We start from the raw sequence: 17563 nt of genomic DNA on the forward strand, positions 1-17563 counted from the left end.
CGACCGTGCTCGTCACGGCACCAGCGACCTGACACCGTCGAGAAGTCGGTTGGCGTCAGCCACGTCGCCGGTACGGGCGCGCGACAGCACGCCCAGCACGCCGGCTTGTAACGCGTCGGCGAACATCTCGGGGGATGCGGACGCGAACTCGCCGGCGTCGACTGCACGCCGAACCGCCGCGTGCAAGCTTCGCCGGAGCCGGTTGAGGTGTTGGTCGGTCAGCGCCTTCACGCGTGGGTCGCCGTTGACGGGGTTCTGCATCGTCTCCACGACCAGGCATCCAGCCGGGCCCATCGGGCCGTGTAGCCACTGTGCGATGCCGTCGAAAAAGGCCCGCAGGTCGGCTACCCCGGCGACGCCCTCCTCCAGTGGGGTGAACAACGTCGACGCATGCGTGTCATAGCGCGCCAAGACGGCTTGGAGGATATCGGCCTTGTTTCCGAATGACCGGAACAGCGTCGAGGACGACAGTCCGGTGGCGGTCAGCATCTCCTCTTGTGTCGCACCGTCATAGCCCTTGCTCCAGAACAGAATCAAGAGTTGATCGAGTGCGTGCCCGCGATCAAACCGCGGGGGGCGTCCTGGCCGCCGTTTGCCGTCATCTGGAAGCGTTGACATTTGGAGTGAGTGTACTCAATACTGGCGTGAGTTGGATATGGAGTCGGATGACTCAATATGGAAAGGGGTGCGACGTGCTCAACGTCGGAGACGCGGTGGCGGCGCGGACGCTGACGACCATCGACGGTGTGGATGTGGTCGTTCCCGCACGCGATGCCGTTGTGCACCTTCAGTTCCGGCGTTTTGCGGGCTGCCCGATCTGTAGTCTGCACATGCGCGAGATGGCGCGTCGCCGTCAGGAGATCGCCGATGCCGGCATCCGCGAGGTTGTGCTGTTTCATTCCGACGCCGACCAGCTCCGCAGATACCAGGCTGACCTGCCGTTTGCGGTCGTCGCGGATCCGGATCGGAATGTGTACGCCGAGTTCGGCGTCGGATCATCGCTTAGCGCAGTGCTGCACCCCCGCGCCTTCGTGGCGGCAGCACGTGGAATTCGGCGGACCGGGCTCAAAGGTGCGCTCTCGCCGGGTGAGGATCACACGGGCAGGCCCGCCGATTTCCTCATCGGTACCGATGGCGTCATTCGAGCGTGCAAATACGGTGTACACGCCGACGATCAGTGGTCGGTCGACGAGCTGCTCGCGCACGTGACACCGGCTTGACGTGAAGTGTGGGGTTCGTGTCGGAACGAATCCGACACATCACGGTGATGTGGAGCAGACGCCGGGGTGAACGAGCACGCGGTGCAGGTCGTCACCGCATTCGATCTGGCGGTCGAACACCGTTGCCGCCAGCGCCCGCCAGTCGTCGTACTGGCCCCGCGCGGGGCTGGGCACATAGTGGGTGAGGATCAGGATGCCGACGCCGGCGCGGGCCGCGGTATCGGCCGCCTGTTCCACGGTGGAGTGATAGTCGCAGATGTCGCGGATCCGTTGCAGCGGTATCGCTTCGACCAGATCGTGACGGATCACGGTATGCACCAGGGCGCCTGCGCCCGCGGCGAGGGTGTCCAGGCCCTCGCAGGGCACGGTGTCGCCCGCCAACACCACCGATGCGCCATCGTGTTCGATGCGAAAGCCGATGGTCGGAGCCACGGGGCGGTGATCGGTCGGCGCGGCGACAATGCGGACGCCGTCGGCATCCCACACCACGCCCTCGGTGTACTCGTGCACCTCGACGGCCGGCGGCCCGGTGAGATCGGCGTGGTGGGCGATGCGGTAGCCGATGTCGTGACCGAACGCCTTCAGCGTGGCGGCCACCACGTCGGCGGTCCCCGGCGGTCCGATGATCTGCAGCGGTGCGGGATCCGGGGTGAACGTGGTGATCCAGCGGGTGATGATCACATCGCCGAGATCGGCGATGTGATCACTGTGCAGATGCGTCAGCAGGAGTGCCGTCAGTGCGTTGGCGCCGGATCCCGCGGCGGCCAGTCGCTGTTGGACACCGCGCCCGCAGTCCACGAGGAAGGTCTGCTCGCCCGCGCGGATCAGCGTCGACGGGCCGGCCCGGTCGGGGTCGGGAATGGGGCTGCCGGTGCCCAGGAGCGTCACCTCGATCATGGCTCACATGATCGCGCGAATCGGCGTGGGTTGCGCACAATCGGCCAAACGGGTGCCGATCCGACGTAGCCTTGAATGTGTTCGGGATCACATTCTGGATTGGGTGGAGGATGTCATGCGTATCGCCGACGTGTTGAAAGCCAAGGGTGCCACCGTCGCGACGACCACCCCGGAGACGTCGGTCGCCGTCCTGCTCGCCGGTCTGGTCGACCGCAATATCGGTGCGATGGTGGTCGTCGGTCCGGGCGGGCCGGTAGGCATCGTGTCCGAACGCGATGTGGTGCACAAGCTGCACGATCTCGGTGCGGACCTGCTGAGCCGGCCTGTCAGCGAGATCATGACCACACACCTGGTCTTCTGCTCGCCGGAGGATTCGGTGGACAGCCTCAGCGCGGTGATGACCCACAACCGGGTTCGGCACATCCCCGTCCTGAAGGACGGTCGGCTGGCCGGCATCGTGAGCATCGGTGACGTGGTCAAGACCCGGATGCAGGAACTGGAATCCAGCCGAGAGCAGTTGCAGGCGTACATCACGCAAGGCTGAATGAGTGCCGTGAGCAACACCGACGACGTTGTGGTGCGCCCCGCCCGGCACGCCGACATCCCTGCGCTGTCGCACGCCTTGGGCCGTGCGTTCCTCGATGATCCGGTGATGGCGTGGCTGCTGCCGGACGCGCACGCGCGGCGGCGCAAACTGCACAAGCTGTTCGGCGCCCTGACCCGCCACCACCACCTCGCGCACGGCGGGGTGGAGGTCGCCTCGGTGGGTGCGACGATCGGTGCCGCGGCGCTGTGGGACCCGCCGGGCAAGTGGCGGCACACCACCGGCGAGGAGTTGCGTGCCGCGCCCAGCATGGTGCTGACGTTCGGCACCGCCGTGCGCCGCGGCATCCGGGTCACGGAGCTGATGAAACGCGAACACCCCGAGGAGCCGCACTGGTATCTGGCGGTGATCGGCAGTGACCCGCAGGTGCGCGGCGCCGGACTCGGCCACGCCCTGATGCGCTCGCGGCTGGACCGGTGCGATGCCGAGTTCGCGCCGGCCTACCTGGAGTCGAGCAACCCCGAGAACATCGGCTATTACGAGCGGTTCGGTTTCGAAGTCACCGGGGAGATCGCACTTCCCGACGGCGGCCCGGTCATGTACCCGATGTGGCGGCACCCACGCTGAGTCGATCGCGGTAGAGTGCGGATGCTGACCTGCAGGGGAATCCGGTGAGAACCCGGAGCTGACGCGCAACGGTATGAGGTGTGACCTCCAAGCCCGAATGCCTGCAGTCGGTTAACCGTCGACGGCTCCGCGCCTGGGCCCTGTACCGAAGGAAGTCACGCCGTGCGTGCGTTGATCCCCCTGCTCTTGTTGCTCGTGATCACATCCTGTGGCCGAACCGACCAACCCCCGCCGGCGGCGCCGTCCGTCGAGGATGCCGGCGCCACGCGCTACCCGCTGACGCTGCAGAACTGTGGCGTGACGGTCACCTTCGAGCGCGCGCCGCAGCGCGCCGTCTCGCTATATCAGGCATCCACCGAGATCCTGCTCTCGCTCGGTCTGGCCGACCGCATGGTGGGCACCTCGACGTGGTTCGACCCGGTGCTGCCGGAACTGGCCGCCGACAACGACCGGGTGCCCCGGCTCGCGGACAACGATCCGAGCGTGGAAGCGGTGCTCGACCGCGAGCCCGACATCGTCACCTCGGCCAGTGCGCATACGTTCACCCCGGCGGTCGTCGGGGATCGGGGCCGGCTCGCCGACCTCGGCATCCCCACCTACCAGTCCCCGTCGGTGTGCACCGACGCCGTCGTCGAAGGGGAGACCGTCACGCGGACCGGCCCGTTGCAGATGGACACCCTGCTCCGTGAGATCACGGAACTGGCGCAGATTTTCGATGTGCAGGACCGTGGGGCCGCGTTGGTGAGCGCGCTGCAGCGCCGGTTGGCCGATGCTCCGGTGATCCCGCGACAAGACGCCACCGTCGCATTCTGGTTCTCCGGGTTGCGTACGCCCTACCTGGCCGGCTGCTGCTCGGCACCCGGTCTCTACGCCCGCGAGGTCGGCGCCATCAACGTCTTCGCCGATGCCGAGGAGGACTGGCCGGAGGTCAGCTGGGAGGCGCTGGCCGACCGCGACCCCGACGTGCTGGTGTTGGCGGACCTGAGCCGCAAACGGATCGACGGCGATGCGCTGGACACCAAAGTTGCGTTTCTGGAATCCAATCCGGTGACCCGCGCCATGACGGCGGTACGGGAGAAACGGTATGTGGTGCTGACGGGCTCCGAGCTGGATCCCGGTATTCGGCAAGTCGGTGCCGTCGAGAAGCTGGCCGCGGGCTTCGGATCGATGAGATGATCGGGCAAAGTGTCCTGGCGGCCGTGCTGGCGGTGCTGGTCAGCGCCTGCGGGCAGGCCGACAGCCGGGCCGAAAAGACCGATGCGGCAGTGGGTTACCCGATCACCGTGGCGAACTGCGGCCGTGCGGTCGTCATCGATGCGCCGCCGAAGCGCGCGGTCTCGCTCAACCAGGGGTCCACCGAGATCCTGCTCTCGCTGGGCCTGGCCGACCGCATGGTCGGCACCGCGACCTGGACGGACCCGGTGCGGGAGAACCTCGCCGAGGCCAATGCCACGGTGCCGCAGCTGGCGGTCAACAAGCCCTCGCTGGAGAGTGTGCTGGACACCGAACCCGACTTCGTGTCCGCCTCGTTCGCGGGAACCCTGGGCCCGGGCGGTGTCGCCGACCGCGATCAGTTCGCATCGCTGGGGGTGCCGACCTACCTGGCGCCCAGCGATTGTGTGGGCAAGGTTTCGGTCAACGCCGACGGCGCCCGCACCGAACCGTTCACCATGGACGCCATCTACGGCGAGATCCGCGATCTGGCCCGCATATTCGACGTCGCCGAGCGCGGCGAGGAACTGATCGACGATCTGGACCAACGCATGCAGGCCAGCCGGGTGGTGGCGGACGCCGATCTGGGGTACTGGTTCTCCGATATCCGCGCCCCGTACTTCGGTGGGTGCTGTGGGTCGCCGGGGGTGATCACCGACACCGTCGGGGCCCGCAACGTCTTCGTCGACACGACCGAGGAATGGCCGCAGGTCAGCTGGGAAGTGATCGCCGACCGCAACCCCGATGCGCTGGTGCTCGCCGACCTGAGCCGGCGCACCATCGACGGTGATGCGCTGGCCGCCAAGATCGCTTTCCTGGAATCGAATCCGGTGACCGCGCGGATGACCGCAGTGCAGGAGAAGCGCTACATCGTCGTCAACGGGGCCGACCTGAACCCGTCGATCCGGACCGTCGACGGCGCCGAGAAAGTCGCCGATGGGCTGCGCCGTTTCGGATTGACCGCCGGCCGTTGACCGTGCGTACCCGTTCGCTGCCGGTGCTGTGGGTGCTGGGGCTTGTGCTGCTCGTCGCCTCGGCGGCGGTGGCCATCACCATCGGTCCGGCCGCACTGTCGGTGCGCGACGTGTACGGGATCGTCGCCGAGCATCTGGGCGCCGGACCGTCGGGCACCACCCGGATCCAGGACGGCATCGTGTGGCAGCTGCGGCTGCCGCGGGTGCTGCTGGCCGCCGTGTGCGGTGCGGGCCTGGCGCTGTGCGGGGCGATCCTGCAGTCCTTGCTACGTAACCCGCTGGCGGATCCATTCGTGCTCGGGGTGTCTTCGGGCGCCTCGACCGGGGCGGTGCTCATCGCGGTGCTCGGGGTGGGTGGCGGCGCGCTGACCCTGTCCGGTGGTGCGTTCCTCGGTGCGGTGCTGTCCTTCGGGGTGGTGTTGGGATTGGCCTATGCGGCCGGCGGTGGCACCGATCGGGTGGTGCTCGCGGGAGTGGCGGCGACACAATTGTTTTCGGCGCTCACCTCGTTCATCGTGTTGTCGTCGGCCGATGCCGAGCAGACCCGCGGGGTGCTGTTCTGGCTGCTCGGGTCGCTGGCCGGGGTCACCTGGAACGATGTCGCGGTGTGCGCCGCGGTCGTGGGCGCGGGGTTGGTGTGCTGCCTGGCCTACGCACGGGCCCTGGACGCCTTCGCTTTCGGTGACGACGCCGCCGCCACCCTGGGGGTGTCCGTGCGCCAGGCCCGGATCGTGCTGTTGGTGATGACCGCACTCATCACGGCGGCGCTGGTCAGCGCGGCCGGTGCGATCGGGTTCGTCGGGCTGGTGCTGCCGCATGCGGCACGCTTCGTGGTGGGGCCCGCACACGTGCGGCTGCTCCCGACGGTGGCCATCCTCGGGGCGGTGTTCATGGTGTGGGTCGACACCCTGGCCCGCACCCTGTTTGCGCCGCAAGAGCTGCCCACCGGCGTGGTCACGGCTCTGCTGGGGGTCCCGGCGTTCGCGCTGATCCTGTTGCGGCGCCGAGGGATACCGACATGAGCCTGCTCGCCGACCAGGTCAGCTGGACGCGGTCCGGCCGGCTGGTGCTCGACGGTGTCACCGTCGAGCCGGATCCCGGCGCCACGGTGGGATTGCTCGGCCCGAACGGTTCCGGCAAGTCGTCACTGCTGAAATTGCTGGCCGGCGTGGACCGGCCGAGCAGCGGGACGGTGCATCTCGACGGTGAACCGTTGACGCGGATGTCGCGGCGCCGGCTCGCCCGCCGGGTGGCGATGGTCGCCCAGCACGCCGACACCGAACTGCACATCACCGTGCGTGAGGTGGTGCGGCTGGGCCGCATTCCCCACACCGGCATGATCGCCGCCGATACCGACGGGTCGGCGGTGGTCGATGCCGCGCTGGCCGCCACCGGGCTGCAGGACCTGGCCGACCGGTACTGGCACATGCTCTCGGGCGGGGAGCGCCAGCGCGTGCAGATCGCCCGGGCGCTGGCCCAGGATCCGGACCACCTGCTGCTGGACGAGCCGACCAATCATCTCGACATCGCCCACCAACTGGAGATCCTGGCTCTGATACGCACCGTGAACGTCACCACGGTGGTGGCGCTGCACGACCTGAACCTGGCCGCGATGTTCTGCGACCACGTGGTGGTGCTGTCCGGCGGTGCCATCGTGGCCGTCGGGACCCCCATCCAGGTGCTCACCGAGGACCTCATCGGCACCGTGTACGGCGTGCGGTGCCGGGTCGGCGTCGAGGACGGGGTTGCGCATGTGCGCTTCGCGCAACGGTAATCGCGCGAGCGTGCGCAGACTTCGGCCGGGCGGCGTGTTGCCCGCCGACACGCACGCTCGCGGAGCGCACGTCAGCTCCAGGAGAACTCGGCCCGTAGCCGGGTGGCGATGACCTCGAAGCGGTCACGGTCCAGGATCGCGCCTTCCCGGCGGATACCGTCCTCGGGCACGTCGAGCACCCGGTCCAGCCGCACCCAGGAGGGCCGGCCGTCGTAGTCCCAGTTGCCCGTTCCGATCCCGACCCAGGCGTCGTCGCGGGCGTGGTGTTCCTGGCTGGACAGCATCAGCCCCAGCAGGGTGCGCTGGTCGCGGCCCACCACCAGGACCGGGCGGTCCTTACCGCGGGTCGGGTCGTCCTCGTAGACCACCCAGGTCCACACGATCTCGCCCGGGTCGGCACGGCCGTCGAGGTTGGGTGCGTAGAAGATGCGCCGCGCCCGCTGCGCGGTGGGCACGCTGGCCCGCGTCACCGGGCGCCCGGTGGTGAGGGCGACGGGTGTGGGGGCGGCCTGCCCGGCGAGGGCTTCCATCCCGATCCGCAGGCCCTGCTGGATGACCCGCTCCGGCTTCGGAAGCTGGCGGATGAACTTGGGGGCCTCGTTGAAGACGATGTTCTCGGCGAATTTCTGGAACGCCTTCCATTGCGACGCCATAGCGGCCAAGCATAGCGAGAAAGGGTCCGGCCCGATTGTGTCGAGCGGGGCGGAAGTCGATACCCTGGGACAACACGATCGCGCCAGGACCAGGAGATTCCCAATCAGCACTTTCGCCGACAAGACGTTCACCGACCCGGCGCAGATACGGAACTTCAGCATCATCGCCCACATCGACCATGGCAAATCGACGCTGGCCGACCGGATGCTGGGGATCACCGGTGTCGTCGCGGACCGCGATATGCGGGCCCAGTACCTGGACCGGATGGATATCGAGCGCGAACGCGGTATCACCATCAAGGCGCAGAACGTGCGGCTGCCCTGGACGGTGAACGGCGAGGAGTTCGTGCTGCACCTGATCGACACGCCCGGCCACGTCGACTTCACCTACGAGGTGTCCCGCGCGCTGGAGGCCTGCGAGGGTGCGGTGCTGCTGGTCGACGCCGCCCAGGGCATCGAGGCGCAGACGCTGGCCAACCTGTACCTGGCGCTGGACCGCGACCTGACGATCATCCCGGTGCTCAACAAGATCGACCTGCCCGCCGCGGACCCGGACCGCTACGCCGCCGAGATCGCGCACATCATCGGTTGTGAACCCGAGGATGTGCTGCGGGTGTCGGGCAAGACCGGGGCCGGGGTCACCGAACTGCTCGACGAGGTGGTCCGCAAGATCCCGGCGCCGACCGGCGACCCGGACGCCCCCACCCGGGCGATGATCTTCGACTCGGTCTACGACATCTACCGCGGCGTGGTCACCTACGTCCGCGTCGTCGACGGCAAGATCACCCCCCGCGAGAAGATCGCGATGATGTCCACCGGCGCCACCCACGAACTGCTCGAGGTCGGCATCGTGTCCCCGGAGCCGAAGCCGTCGGCCGGGCTGGGCGTCGGCGAGGTGGGATACCTCATCACCGGTGTGAAGGATGTCCGGCAGTCGAAGGTCGGCGATACCGTCACCACCGCCCGCAAGGGGGCCACGGAGGCGCTGACCGGGTATCGCGAGCCCAAGCCGATGGTGTACTCCGGCCTGTACCCGGTGGACGGCTCCGATTACCCGAACCTGCGGGAGGCGCTGGACAAGCTGCAGCTCAACGACGCCGCGTTGACCTACGAGCCGGAGACCTCGGTGGCGCTCGGGTTCGGTTTCCGCTGCGGTTTCCTGGGGCTGCTGCACATGGAGATCACCCGCGAGCGCCTCGAGCGCGAGTTCAACCTGGACCTGATCTCCACCTCGCCCAACGTGGTGTACCGGGTGGTCAAGGAAGACAACACCGAGATGGTGGTGACCAACCCGTCGATCTGGCCGGAGGGCAAGGTCCGCGCGGTCTACGAACCGGTGGTCAAGACGACCGTCATCGCGCCGAGTGAGTTCATCGGCACCATCATGGAGCTCTGCCAGGCGCGCCGCGGCGAACTGGGCGGGATGGACTACCTGTCCCCGGAGCGCGTCGAACTGCGCTACACGATGCCGCTCGGTGAGATCATCTTCGATTTCTTCGACTCGCTGAAATCACGCACCCGCGGGTACGCCAGCCTCGACTACGAGGAGGCCGGCGAGCAGGAAGCCGACCTGGTGAAGGTCGACATCCTGCTGCAAGGCGAGGCCGTCGACGCGTTCAGTGCCATCGTGCACAAGGACGGGGCGTCGGCGTACGGCAACAAGATGACCACCAAGCTCAAGGAACTCATTCCGCGCCAGCAGTTCGAGGTGCCGATCCAGGCGGCCATCGGCTCGCGGATCATCGCCCGCGAGAACATCCGGGCCATCCGCAAGGATGTGCTGTCCAAGTGCTACGGCGGTGACATCACCCGCAAGCGCAAGCTGCTGGAGAAGCAGAAAGAGGGCAAGAAGCGGATGAAGACGATCGGGCGGGTCGAGGTCCCCCAGGAGGCGTTCGTCGCGGCCTTGTCGACCGATGCGGCCGGCGACAAGGCGAAGAAGTGACTCCGGGCCCGCCATCGGTCACAATGACGCGGTGAACAGTGCCGCAGTCTCGCCGCGCCTGCGGTATGCCCGTCGTGCTCTCCTCGCCGCATCGATCGGCTGTGTGCTGCTGAGCGGCTGTTCTGCCACCGTGACCGGCCAGGCCGTCCGAGACAAGAATGCCGCGCCGGTCGACGCGCCGCCGTTGAAGGAGAGCCAGCTCGACGACGTGCTGCTGTCCATCGGCGATATCAACGACATCATGGGCTCGGACACCATGGAGGTCACCGGCGAACTCGACCAGATGGTGGACCACTCCGGCGATGTGTCCGACCCGGACTGCCTCGGTTCGATCTTCGGCGCCGAACAGCCGGTCTACGGGGACAGCGGGTACACCGCGGTCCGCGACCAGGTTTCCCGCGAGCCCGATGACGACAACGCGCACTGGGTGGAACAGACCGCGGTGCTCTACCCGTCGGCGGACAAGGCGCAGCGGTTTTTCGACAACGCCCGGTCCAGCTGGGACGCCTGCGCCGGCACGTCGATCGCCATCGACGACGGCACCGACAGCTACACCTGGCAGATCGAGGATCTGACCGCCACCGACACGCTGCTCACCCAGATCACCACGCAGGACGATGCGGACGGCTGGGAATGCCAACACGCGCTTGCCCCGGTCACCAACGTTATCGTCGAGGTATGGGCGTGCAGCTACGGCGCCGGCGATGAGGCAGCCGATATCGCGGCGAAGATGGTCGACAACGCGGTCCGGTAGGACTGTGAGCGAGGCTGATCGCATTCTCTGGGATCGGCGATACGCCGAACGCTCAGCCATGCTCACGCCTGCACTTCCCGCGGTGTTCGCCGATTTCGAATCGGTGTTTCCGCGCACCGGTAAGGCCCTCGAACTTGCCTGCGGATCGGGTGCCGCGGCGGTGTGGTTGGCTATGCGCGGGTTGGATGTTCACGGTGTCGACGTCTCCGACGTGGCGATCGAACAGGCACGATTGATCGCCCGACAGTCCGGTGTCGCGATGCGCTGCCGATTCGACTCCGTGGATCTCGATCTGGGTCTGCCCCCGGGTGATGCGGTCGATCTGCTGCTATGCCACCGGTTCCGCGACCGCAGACTCGACGGCGCGGTCATCGGTCGATTGGCGCCGGGAGGGCTGCTGGCGATCTGTGCGCTCCGAGAGGTCGGTAGCGCGCCTGGTCGCTTTCGCGTCCGGCCGGGCGAACTCCGCACCGCGTTTGCCGCACTCGAGGTGGTCGCGGCGGGAGCGAGTGACAAGCAGGAGTGGTTGCTTGCCCGGGCCTCTCCGGCCACAGCGACGTGAAAGAACCGGGGCGAAAGCCACCTAGCTCAATGATGTGCTGCGGCTTCGATATTGCCCGCCGGCGACTCTCTTCGTCACCTACTGTGAACAGGTGAGTCCTGCCCATCGTGGAGTCGCCGACGCCGACCCCGGTGGCGTGTCGGGGCGCACGCGGACTCTGGGGCTTCTGCTGGTCGCTGCCGTCATGTGGGTTGCCGCTTACACCCTGAACGAATACATCTGGGATGCGACGGTCCGATGGCTGAGCCTCGACCTCGAGACCCGAGCCGTCGGCGCAGTGCATTTCTTCCTGTACGACACGGTGAAGATCCTCCTGCTGCTCACCGGTCTGATGTTCGTGGTCGGGATGCTGCGCGCGAGCCTCGACCTGGACAAGGCCAGGGACTATCTGCAGGGGCGTGGATTGTTCGTGGGCTTGGTGCTCGCGGTCTTCCTGGGTGTGGTGACGCCGTTCTGCTCGTGCAGTTCGATTCCGCTGTTCATCGGATTTGTCGCGGCGGGCATACCGCTGTCGATCACGCTGACCTTCCTCATTGCGTCCCCGCTGATAAGCGAGATCGCCGCGATCATGATCGGAGGCCAGTTCGGCTGGCACATCGCTGCCGCCTATGTGGCGGCGGGCAGCGCGCTGGCCCTGGCGATCGGCTGGATCTTCTCCCGCTTCGACCTCGCTCGCTGGGTTGAGGCAAACGTCTTCACCACGAAGGTGGCGGCGTTGCGTGCCGACGGTCATGTGCCCGCACTGGCCGAGCGGGTCGGCGCCGCGGTCGACGAGACGAGGGAGATCTTCCGGAGCGTCTGGCTGTGGGTCCTGCTCGGGGTCGGCATCGGAGCCGTCATCCATGGCTGGGTTCCGGCGGATTTCTTCGTGCGCTTCGCCGGACCGGACAACCCCTTCGCGGTGGTGGTGGCGACACTGGCCGGAGTGCCGCTATATGTCAACGGTGCCGGCGTCGTGCCGATCGCAGAAGCGTTGTGGGCCAAGGGAATGTCACTGGGCACGGTGATGGCGTTCACGATGAGCACGATCGCCCTGTCGATCCCGCAGGCGGTGATGTTGCGCCGGGTACTCAAGCCGCCGCTGTTGGCGATCTTCTTCGGCACAGTGGCCGGCGGAATCATGATCATCGGCTTCCTGTTCAACCTCATCGGCTGATGCTCCATCCATTTTCAGAGAACGGAGTTGCTCTCATGATCGTCAAAATTCTCGGACCCGGCTGCCGCAACTGTCACGCCCTTGAGGAGCGCACTCGTGAGGCGCTCACCCAGCTGGGCCTGCAGGCCGATATCGAGGCCGTCACCGACTACGCCGCGATCGCCGGCTATGGGGTCATGAAAACCCCCGGCCTGGTGGTCGACGACGAGGTCGTGGTGGCTGGAAAGGTGCCCAGCGTCAAGGACCTCACCCGGCTACTTGCCGCACGCTGACACTGAGGCGGGGGGTAGGGCGACCGACCAGCGGTTCGCACCCGGACCGTTGAGAGCCCAAGGGCTAAGCCGGCGCGTTCGCGGGCTGGAAGACCCCGGTGCTGTCGGCCTCATCCTCGGCCCGGATGACGTGCACGACCGCGTTGATCAATGCCAGGTGGGTGAACGCCTGCGGGAAGTTCCCCAGGTGCCGTCCGGTGCGCGGCTCGATCTCCTCGGCGTAGAGATGCAGCGGACTGGCGAAGGACAACAGTCGCTCGCACAACCGCTTGGCCCGGGCCACCTCGCCGATCTCGACGAGTGCGGACACCAGCCAGAACGAGCAGATGGTGAACGTGCCTTCCTCCCCGGACAGGCCGTCATCGGTCTCCTCGGTGCGGTACCGCAGCACCAGCCCGTCCTCGGTGAGTTCCTCGGCGATCGCCAGCACGGTGGCCCGGATGCGCGGATCATCCGAGGGCAGGAACCGGGTGAGCACGGCGAGCAGCAGGGATGCGTCCAGTGCGTCGTCTCCGTAACGCTGGGTGAGCACGCCACGGGAGTCCACACCATGGGCCAGGATGTCGGCCTGGATCTCCTCGGCGATCGTGCTCCACTGCTGCGCGTAGCTCTTCTCACCCTGCAGATCGGCCAGCTTCGCTCCGCGGTCCAGTGCCACCCAGCACATGATCTTGCTGGAGGTGAAGTGCTGCGGCTCGCCGCGCACCTCCCAGATGCCGCGGTCGGGTTCGCGCCAGTGCTTGATGGCCTCCTCGACCTGATTCTTCAGGATCGGCCACAGCGCCTCGGGCATCTGCTCACGCGATTTGGCGTGCAGGTACACCGAATCCAGCATGGTGCCCCAGATATCGTGCTGCATCTGGTTGTACGCGCCGTTGCCGATGCGCACCGGCCGGGAGTTGTCATAGCCCGACAGATGGTGCAGTTCCTCCTCGACGAGGCTGCGTTCGCCGCCGACGCCGTACATCACCTGCAGGGGATGGCGTTCGCCGTTGGTGGCCCCGGACACGTCGGCGATGAAGGAGAAGAAGTCATCGGCCTCGCGGTCCAGGCCCAGGGTGTACAGACCCCACAGCGCGAAGGTGGAATCTCGGATCCACGAGTATCGGTAATCCCAGTTGCGTTCTCCCTGTGGGGTTTCCGGGAGCGATGTGCTGCTTGCCGCCAGCAACGCCCCGGTCGGGGAGTACACCAGCCCCTTCAGGGTCAGCGCGCTGCGTTGCAGATATGCCCGCCAGGGATGGTCGGGAAAGTCACCGATGTTGATCCACTGGCGCCACGACTCGCTGGTCTTCCACATCTTGTCCGCGGCTTCCTCGAAATTCTGCGGCGCAGGGTGTTTCGACCAGCTGAGCGCGACGAACACCTTGTCACCCTCGGTGAGCCGGGTGCGCGCGCGGGCCTCGTGTCCCTCCAGGCCGATGCGCAGGTTGGTGGTCAGGCGCAGCGTCGGGTTTGCCTCGGGGTCCTTGCGGGCGCGGGCGATCGCCTCACCGTAGGCCGCCGACGAGTATTCCCACGTCGCGGGGCTGCGGCCGTAGTCGAAGTTCGGCTCGCAGCTCATCACCAACTCGACGGTGCCGCTGACGCAGCGCACGGTGCGCAGCAGGATGTGCTCGGCATCCCAGTCGGTGGGGGTGCGGCGATGGGTCCGCGAGCGGGTCTCGGTGTCGTGCCAGGGACCCATCACCAGCGCGTCCCGGACGATCATCCAGCCGGTATGGGTCTGCCAGGTGGTTTCCATGATGAGACTGCCGGGCAGGTAGCGCCGTGCCGAGGGCACCGAGACGCCGTACGGGCTCAGCTTGAAGTGACCGGCGCCACGGTCCAGGATGGCCCCGAAGACGCTCGGGGAATCCGGCCGCGGCACGCACAGCCACTCCACGGCTCCCGCCGAGGAGACCAGACAGGTGCTCTCGCAGTCGGACAGGAAGGCGTAATCCGCGATGGGCGGGAACGGGTTTCGCAGGGCTCCGGACGGGGCGTACGCGATGGGAGCCGATGCCGTGAACGGTGTCGGCGACGGATCGTGCTCGGTGTGTTCCAGAACCATGACGCCCATCATGAGTGCATAATCGTTTGCCGTCTAGTTCGCGCGAGTTGTGGACGATTCCCGCTCAGCGCCGGGCAAACGCGGGTATGTGCTCCGGCAGCGGCCCGATCGCGACGCCGTATCCGATGATCCTGCGCAGCAGCGGAACCCGGCCGACCACCTGCACCCCTCGTGGTGCCCGCGCGGGGGCGCCTTCGGCCACCGCGACCGCGATCACCCGGTTGTGCACGATCCGCTGCACACCCTGGACCACCACGGTGGGTAACCACCGGCGGATCTGGACGCGGCGCAACTGCCGTGGGGTCACGACGCCGGACCGCAGCGGTTCGGCGAGCAGGCGGGCCGTCGCGACGGCGTCGGCCACCGCCAGATTGATACCCACCCCGCCCACCGGGGACATCGCGTGCGCCGCGTCGCCGATGAACAACAAGCCGTCGGTGTACCAGTGCGCCAACCGATTCAACTGCACATCGAGCAGCTTGACCTCGTCGAAGGACGTGACGGAGCCGATCCGGTCGGCAATCCACGGCACGACCGCGGTGACGCGCCGGTGCAGCGACTCGATCCCCTCGGACCGAAGTTTCTCATCGCTTCCCTTCGGGATCACGAACGCGCACTGGTAATAGTCACCGCGGTCGATCATGGCGACCATATGACCGGCGCCCATCGCCCCGGCCAGTCCCGCCGGGTCACCCGCGGTGCGCGGCACCCGGAACCACCAGACATCCATCGGTGTGCCGAAACGTTTGGGCGCAAAGGACATTGCTGCCCGCAGCGTCGAATCCCGGCCGTCGCAGGCGACCGTCAACGGTGCCTGCAGCTCGCGCTCGATGCCGTCCGCGTCGCGATAGCGAACCCCGGTCACCGTCGAACCGGTACGCAAGGGTTCGAGTACCTCGCAGTTGCGCAGCAGCGTGAAGGTCGGTTCCCCCTCGGCGGCCTGGGCGAGCAGTTCCAGGAAGTCCCATTGCGGGACCAGCGCGATGTGTCGGTGGTCGCCGGGCAGGTGACGCAGATCCACCTCGACCGGGACGCCCTGTACCGACAATCGCAGCGATTCGATCAGCCGATGCGGTATCGCGGCGAAGCGTTCACCGAGGCCGAGTTCGTCGAGCAGGCGCAGCGTGCTGGCATGCACGGTATCCCCGCGGAAATCGCGCAGGAAGTCGGCGTGCTTCTCCATCACGGTGACGGGCACACCCGCCCTGGCCAGCAGCAGCCCCAGCATCATTCCGGCCGGCCCGCCGCCGACGACTATGCATCCGGTCGACATGGCTCCATGGTGGCACCGAATGCGGCCGCACTACTGTTGTTCGGTGTGGGTGGATTTCTGAGCTGGTGGGACGGCGTCGAGCTGTGGTTGTCCGGTCTCGGTTTCGTCGTTCAGACCGCGATCGTGATGCCGGTGGTGCTGGTACTGGCCTACGGGATCGCCGTGCTCCTCGACGGCGCACTCGGCAACGGGATCCGGCTGCTGCGCCGGGCATTGCACCGGGACCAGGAGCCCTCGTGAACCGGATGCCGCGCTCGCGGGTGACGTTGGCGCTGGTCGCCCTGGTGGTGCTGGTGATCCTGATGTGGCTGTTGGCCCGCTGAATCGATGCCCCGGCATGGGATGCCGCCGCACCGGGTCCGTGCCGCCGATTCTGGTACTCTTCCGGCCATGCACGCGGCGACCGGCAACAAGAGCGGCCATATCTTGGCCCTCATTGCCGTGGGTTTCTCCGCCGTTGCCGATGTCTGTTGTTGTCGCTGACCCCACACCCGTCTGCGGTTTGGCGTTGGTGAGCGGCAGGTGAACGCGTCGCGCTCCCGATCCATCTTCTTTTCCGTATGCACGGGATCTCTGTCCGTCATCCCCGCCCCGGAAAGGCCAACAATGCCCAGTGTCCCCAAAACCGCCACAGCCCGAAGGTCCACCAAACGCGCGAGCGCACTCACCGCGCTCGCGCTGTCCACCACACTGCTCGCGGCGTGCGCCGGCGGAGCCAGCGATGTCGTCGGTGAGGGCAACGTCGCCGATGCCGACACGACGCTGACACTGGTGGCCTACGCGGTGCCGGAGCCCGGCTGGTCCAAGATCGCGCCGGCGTTCGCCGGCACCGAGGAAGGCAAGGGTGTCGGTGTCACCGCGTCCTACGGCGCCTCCGGTGACCAGTCCCGCGGCGTCGAGTCCGGTAAGCCGGCCGACGTCGTCAACTTCTCCGTCGAACCGGACATCACCCGGCTGGTCAAGGCCGGACTGGTCGACGAGGACTGGAACGCCGGTGCCCAAAAAGGTGTGCCGTTCGGGTCTGTGGTGACCTTCGCCGTCCGCGAGGGAAACCCGAAGAACATCCGTGACTGGGACGACTTGCTCAAGCCGGGCGTCGAGGTCATCACCCCCAGCCCGTTGAGTTCGGGTTCGGCCAAGTGGAACCTGCTGGCACCGTATGCGGCCAAGAGCAACGGCGGCCGGGACCATGCGGCCGGCATCGCCTACGTCCAGGAGTTGGTCAGCCAGCACGTCAAGCTGCGGCCGGGCTCGGGCCGGGAGGCCACCGACGTGTTCCGCCAAGGCACCGGTGACGTATTGCTGGCCTACGAGAACGAGGCCCTGCATTACGACCTGGAGCACGTGAACCCGCCGCAGACCTTCAAGATCGAAAACCCGGTAGCGGTGGTGAACACCAGCAAGCACCTCGACAAGGCCACCGAATTCGTGAACTTCCAGTACACGCCGGAGGCGCAGAAGGTGTGGGCCGAGGCCGGCTTCCGGCCCGTCGATCCCGCGGTCGCGGCGGAGTTCGCCGAGAAGTTCCCGGCCCCGGAGAAGTTGTGGACCATCACCGATCTGGGTGGCTGGTCCAAGGTCGATCCGCAGCTGTTCGACAAGGACAACGGTGAGATCACCAAGATCTACAAGCAGGCCACCGGGTGA

General features: G+C 67.1%; 20 protein-coding genes and 1 riboswitch. Of the genes, 15 read left to right on the plus strand and 5 right to left on the minus strand.

Annotated elements, in window-relative coordinates; genetic code table 11:
* Positions 1 to 12: 12 nt before the first annotated feature.
* The gene (locus A7U43_RS12520) at positions 13 to 537 is read right to left on the minus strand and encodes a TetR/AcrR family transcriptional regulator (protein WP_067995444.1); all 525 of its coding nucleotides are present in this window, start codon (positions 535 to 537) and stop codon (positions 13 to 15) included.
* Between the two features lie 128 nt (positions 538 to 665).
* Between A7U43_RS12520 and A7U43_RS12525 the strand changes: the two genes are divergently transcribed.
* Positions 666 to 1220, plus strand: a complete 555-nt coding sequence (locus A7U43_RS12525; RefSeq protein ID WP_067995446.1) for a peroxiredoxin-like family protein — start codon at positions 666 to 668, stop codon at positions 1218 to 1220.
* 39 nt (positions 1221 to 1259) lie between these two features.
* Here A7U43_RS12525 and A7U43_RS12530 read toward each other — a convergent pair whose 3' ends face one another.
* Positions 1260 to 2117 (minus strand): ribonuclease Z, encoded by an 858-nt coding sequence (locus tag A7U43_RS12530; protein ID WP_067995449.1) that lies wholly within the window; start codon positions 2115 to 2117, stop codon positions 1260 to 1262.
* A 115-nt stretch (positions 2118 to 2232) separates the two neighbouring features.
* Between A7U43_RS12530 and A7U43_RS12535 the strand changes: the two genes are divergently transcribed.
* The 6 genes from A7U43_RS12535 to A7U43_RS12560 all read left to right on the plus strand — a co-directional run bounded on the left by A7U43_RS12535 (position 2233) and on the right by A7U43_RS12560 (position 7248).
* Complete coding sequence (locus tag A7U43_RS12535) at positions 2233 to 2661, plus strand: CBS domain-containing protein (protein ID WP_068002561.1); 429 nt, start codon at positions 2233 to 2235, stop codon at positions 2659 to 2661.
* 9 nt (positions 2662 to 2670) lie between these two features.
* A complete protein-coding gene (locus A7U43_RS12540; RefSeq protein WP_231963579.1) occupies positions 2671 to 3288 on the plus strand; it encodes a GNAT family N-acetyltransferase in 618 nt (205 codons plus the stop codon).
* A riboswitch (cobalamin riboswitch) is annotated at positions 3277 to 3411 on the plus strand. Its footprint overlaps the gene before it by 12 nt.
* 39 nt (positions 3412 to 3450) lie before the next feature.
* Positions 3451 to 4464 (plus strand): ABC transporter substrate-binding protein, encoded by a 1014-nt coding sequence (locus A7U43_RS12545; RefSeq protein ID WP_067995455.1) that lies wholly within the window; start codon positions 3451 to 3453, stop codon positions 4462 to 4464.
* Entirely contained in the window at positions 4461 to 5474 is a 1014-nt protein-coding gene (locus A7U43_RS12550; protein WP_067995458.1) for an ABC transporter substrate-binding protein, read from the plus strand. The genes A7U43_RS12545 and A7U43_RS12550 overlap by 4 nt, the downstream gene beginning before the upstream one ends.
* Positions 5471 to 6496 (plus strand): FecCD family ABC transporter permease, encoded by a 1026-nt coding sequence (locus A7U43_RS12555; protein WP_067995461.1) that lies wholly within the window; start codon positions 5471 to 5473, stop codon positions 6494 to 6496. The genes A7U43_RS12550 and A7U43_RS12555 overlap by 4 nt, the downstream gene beginning before the upstream one ends.
* Positions 6493 to 7248: an ABC transporter ATP-binding protein gene (locus A7U43_RS12560; protein ID WP_067995463.1), complete on the plus strand. Its 756-nt coding sequence runs from the start codon at positions 6493 to 6495 to the stop codon at positions 7246 to 7248. Before A7U43_RS12555 ends, A7U43_RS12560 begins: the two co-directional genes overlap by 4 nt.
* Before the next feature lie 71 nt (positions 7249 to 7319).
* On the opposite strand, the gene A7U43_RS12565 is transcribed toward A7U43_RS12560, so the two are convergent.
* Positions 7320 to 7901, minus strand: coding sequence for a type II toxin-antitoxin system PemK/MazF family toxin (locus tag A7U43_RS12565; RefSeq protein ID WP_067995466.1), 582 nt, complete (start codon positions 7899 to 7901; stop codon positions 7320 to 7322).
* 103 nt (positions 7902 to 8004) lie between these two features.
* On the opposite strand from A7U43_RS12565, the gene lepA reads away from it, so the two are divergent.
* The 5 genes from lepA (at position 8005) to A7U43_RS12590 (ending at position 12590) form a co-directional block, all read left to right on the plus strand.
* Positions 8005 to 9846: a translation elongation factor 4 gene (gene lepA, locus A7U43_RS12570; protein WP_068002564.1), complete on the plus strand. Its 1842-nt coding sequence runs from the start codon at positions 8005 to 8007 to the stop codon at positions 9844 to 9846.
* 31 nt (positions 9847 to 9877) lie between these two features.
* On the plus strand, positions 9878 to 10600 hold the full coding sequence (locus tag A7U43_RS12575) for a sensor domain-containing protein (protein WP_231963581.1): 723 nt from the start codon (positions 9878 to 9880) through the stop codon (positions 10598 to 10600).
* A gap of 4 nt (positions 10601 to 10604) precedes the next feature.
* Complete coding sequence (locus A7U43_RS12580) at positions 10605 to 11162, plus strand: class I SAM-dependent methyltransferase (protein WP_082902116.1); 558 nt, start codon at positions 10605 to 10607, stop codon at positions 11160 to 11162.
* 91 nt (positions 11163 to 11253) lie between these two features.
* Entirely contained in the window at positions 11254 to 12318 is a 1065-nt protein-coding gene (locus tag A7U43_RS12585) for a permease (protein WP_068002570.1), read from the plus strand.
* 35 nt (positions 12319 to 12353) lie between these two features.
* Complete coding sequence (locus A7U43_RS12590; protein WP_067995470.1) at positions 12354 to 12590, plus strand: thioredoxin family protein; 237 nt, start codon at positions 12354 to 12356, stop codon at positions 12588 to 12590.
* 64 nt (positions 12591 to 12654) lie between these two features.
* On the opposite strand, the gene A7U43_RS12595 is transcribed toward A7U43_RS12590, so the two are convergent.
* Positions 12655 to 14643 (minus strand): glycoside hydrolase family 15 protein, encoded by a 1989-nt coding sequence (locus tag A7U43_RS12595; RefSeq protein WP_068002573.1) that lies wholly within the window; start codon positions 14641 to 14643, stop codon positions 12655 to 12657.
* A gap of 64 nt (positions 14644 to 14707) precedes the next feature.
* A complete protein-coding gene (locus tag A7U43_RS12600; RefSeq protein WP_067995472.1) occupies positions 14708 to 15916 on the minus strand; it encodes an FAD-dependent oxidoreductase in 1209 nt (402 codons plus the stop codon).
* A 45-nt stretch (positions 15917 to 15961) separates the two neighbouring features.
* Between A7U43_RS12600 and A7U43_RS12605 the strand changes: the two genes are divergently transcribed.
* The 3 genes from A7U43_RS12605 to A7U43_RS12610 all read left to right on the plus strand — a co-directional run bounded on the left by A7U43_RS12605 (position 15962) and on the right by A7U43_RS12610 (position 17563).
* Complete coding sequence (locus tag A7U43_RS12605; protein ID WP_068002576.1) at positions 15962 to 16156, plus strand: hypothetical protein; 195 nt, start codon at positions 15962 to 15964, stop codon at positions 16154 to 16156.
* 150 nt (positions 16157 to 16306) lie between these two features.
* A complete protein-coding gene (locus A7U43_RS30665; RefSeq protein ID WP_369320892.1) occupies positions 16307 to 16399 on the plus strand; it encodes an Ms4533A family Cys-rich leader peptide in 93 nt (30 codons plus the stop codon).
* 123 nt (positions 16400 to 16522) lie between these two features.
* Positions 16523 to 17563 (plus strand): sulfate ABC transporter substrate-binding protein, encoded by a 1041-nt coding sequence (locus tag A7U43_RS12610; RefSeq protein WP_067995474.1) that lies wholly within the window; start codon positions 16523 to 16525, stop codon positions 17561 to 17563.

Source organism: Mycobacterium adipatum, assembly GCF_001644575.1.
Lineage (GTDB): Bacteria > Actinomycetota > Actinomycetes > Mycobacteriales > Mycobacteriaceae > Mycobacterium > Mycobacterium adipatum.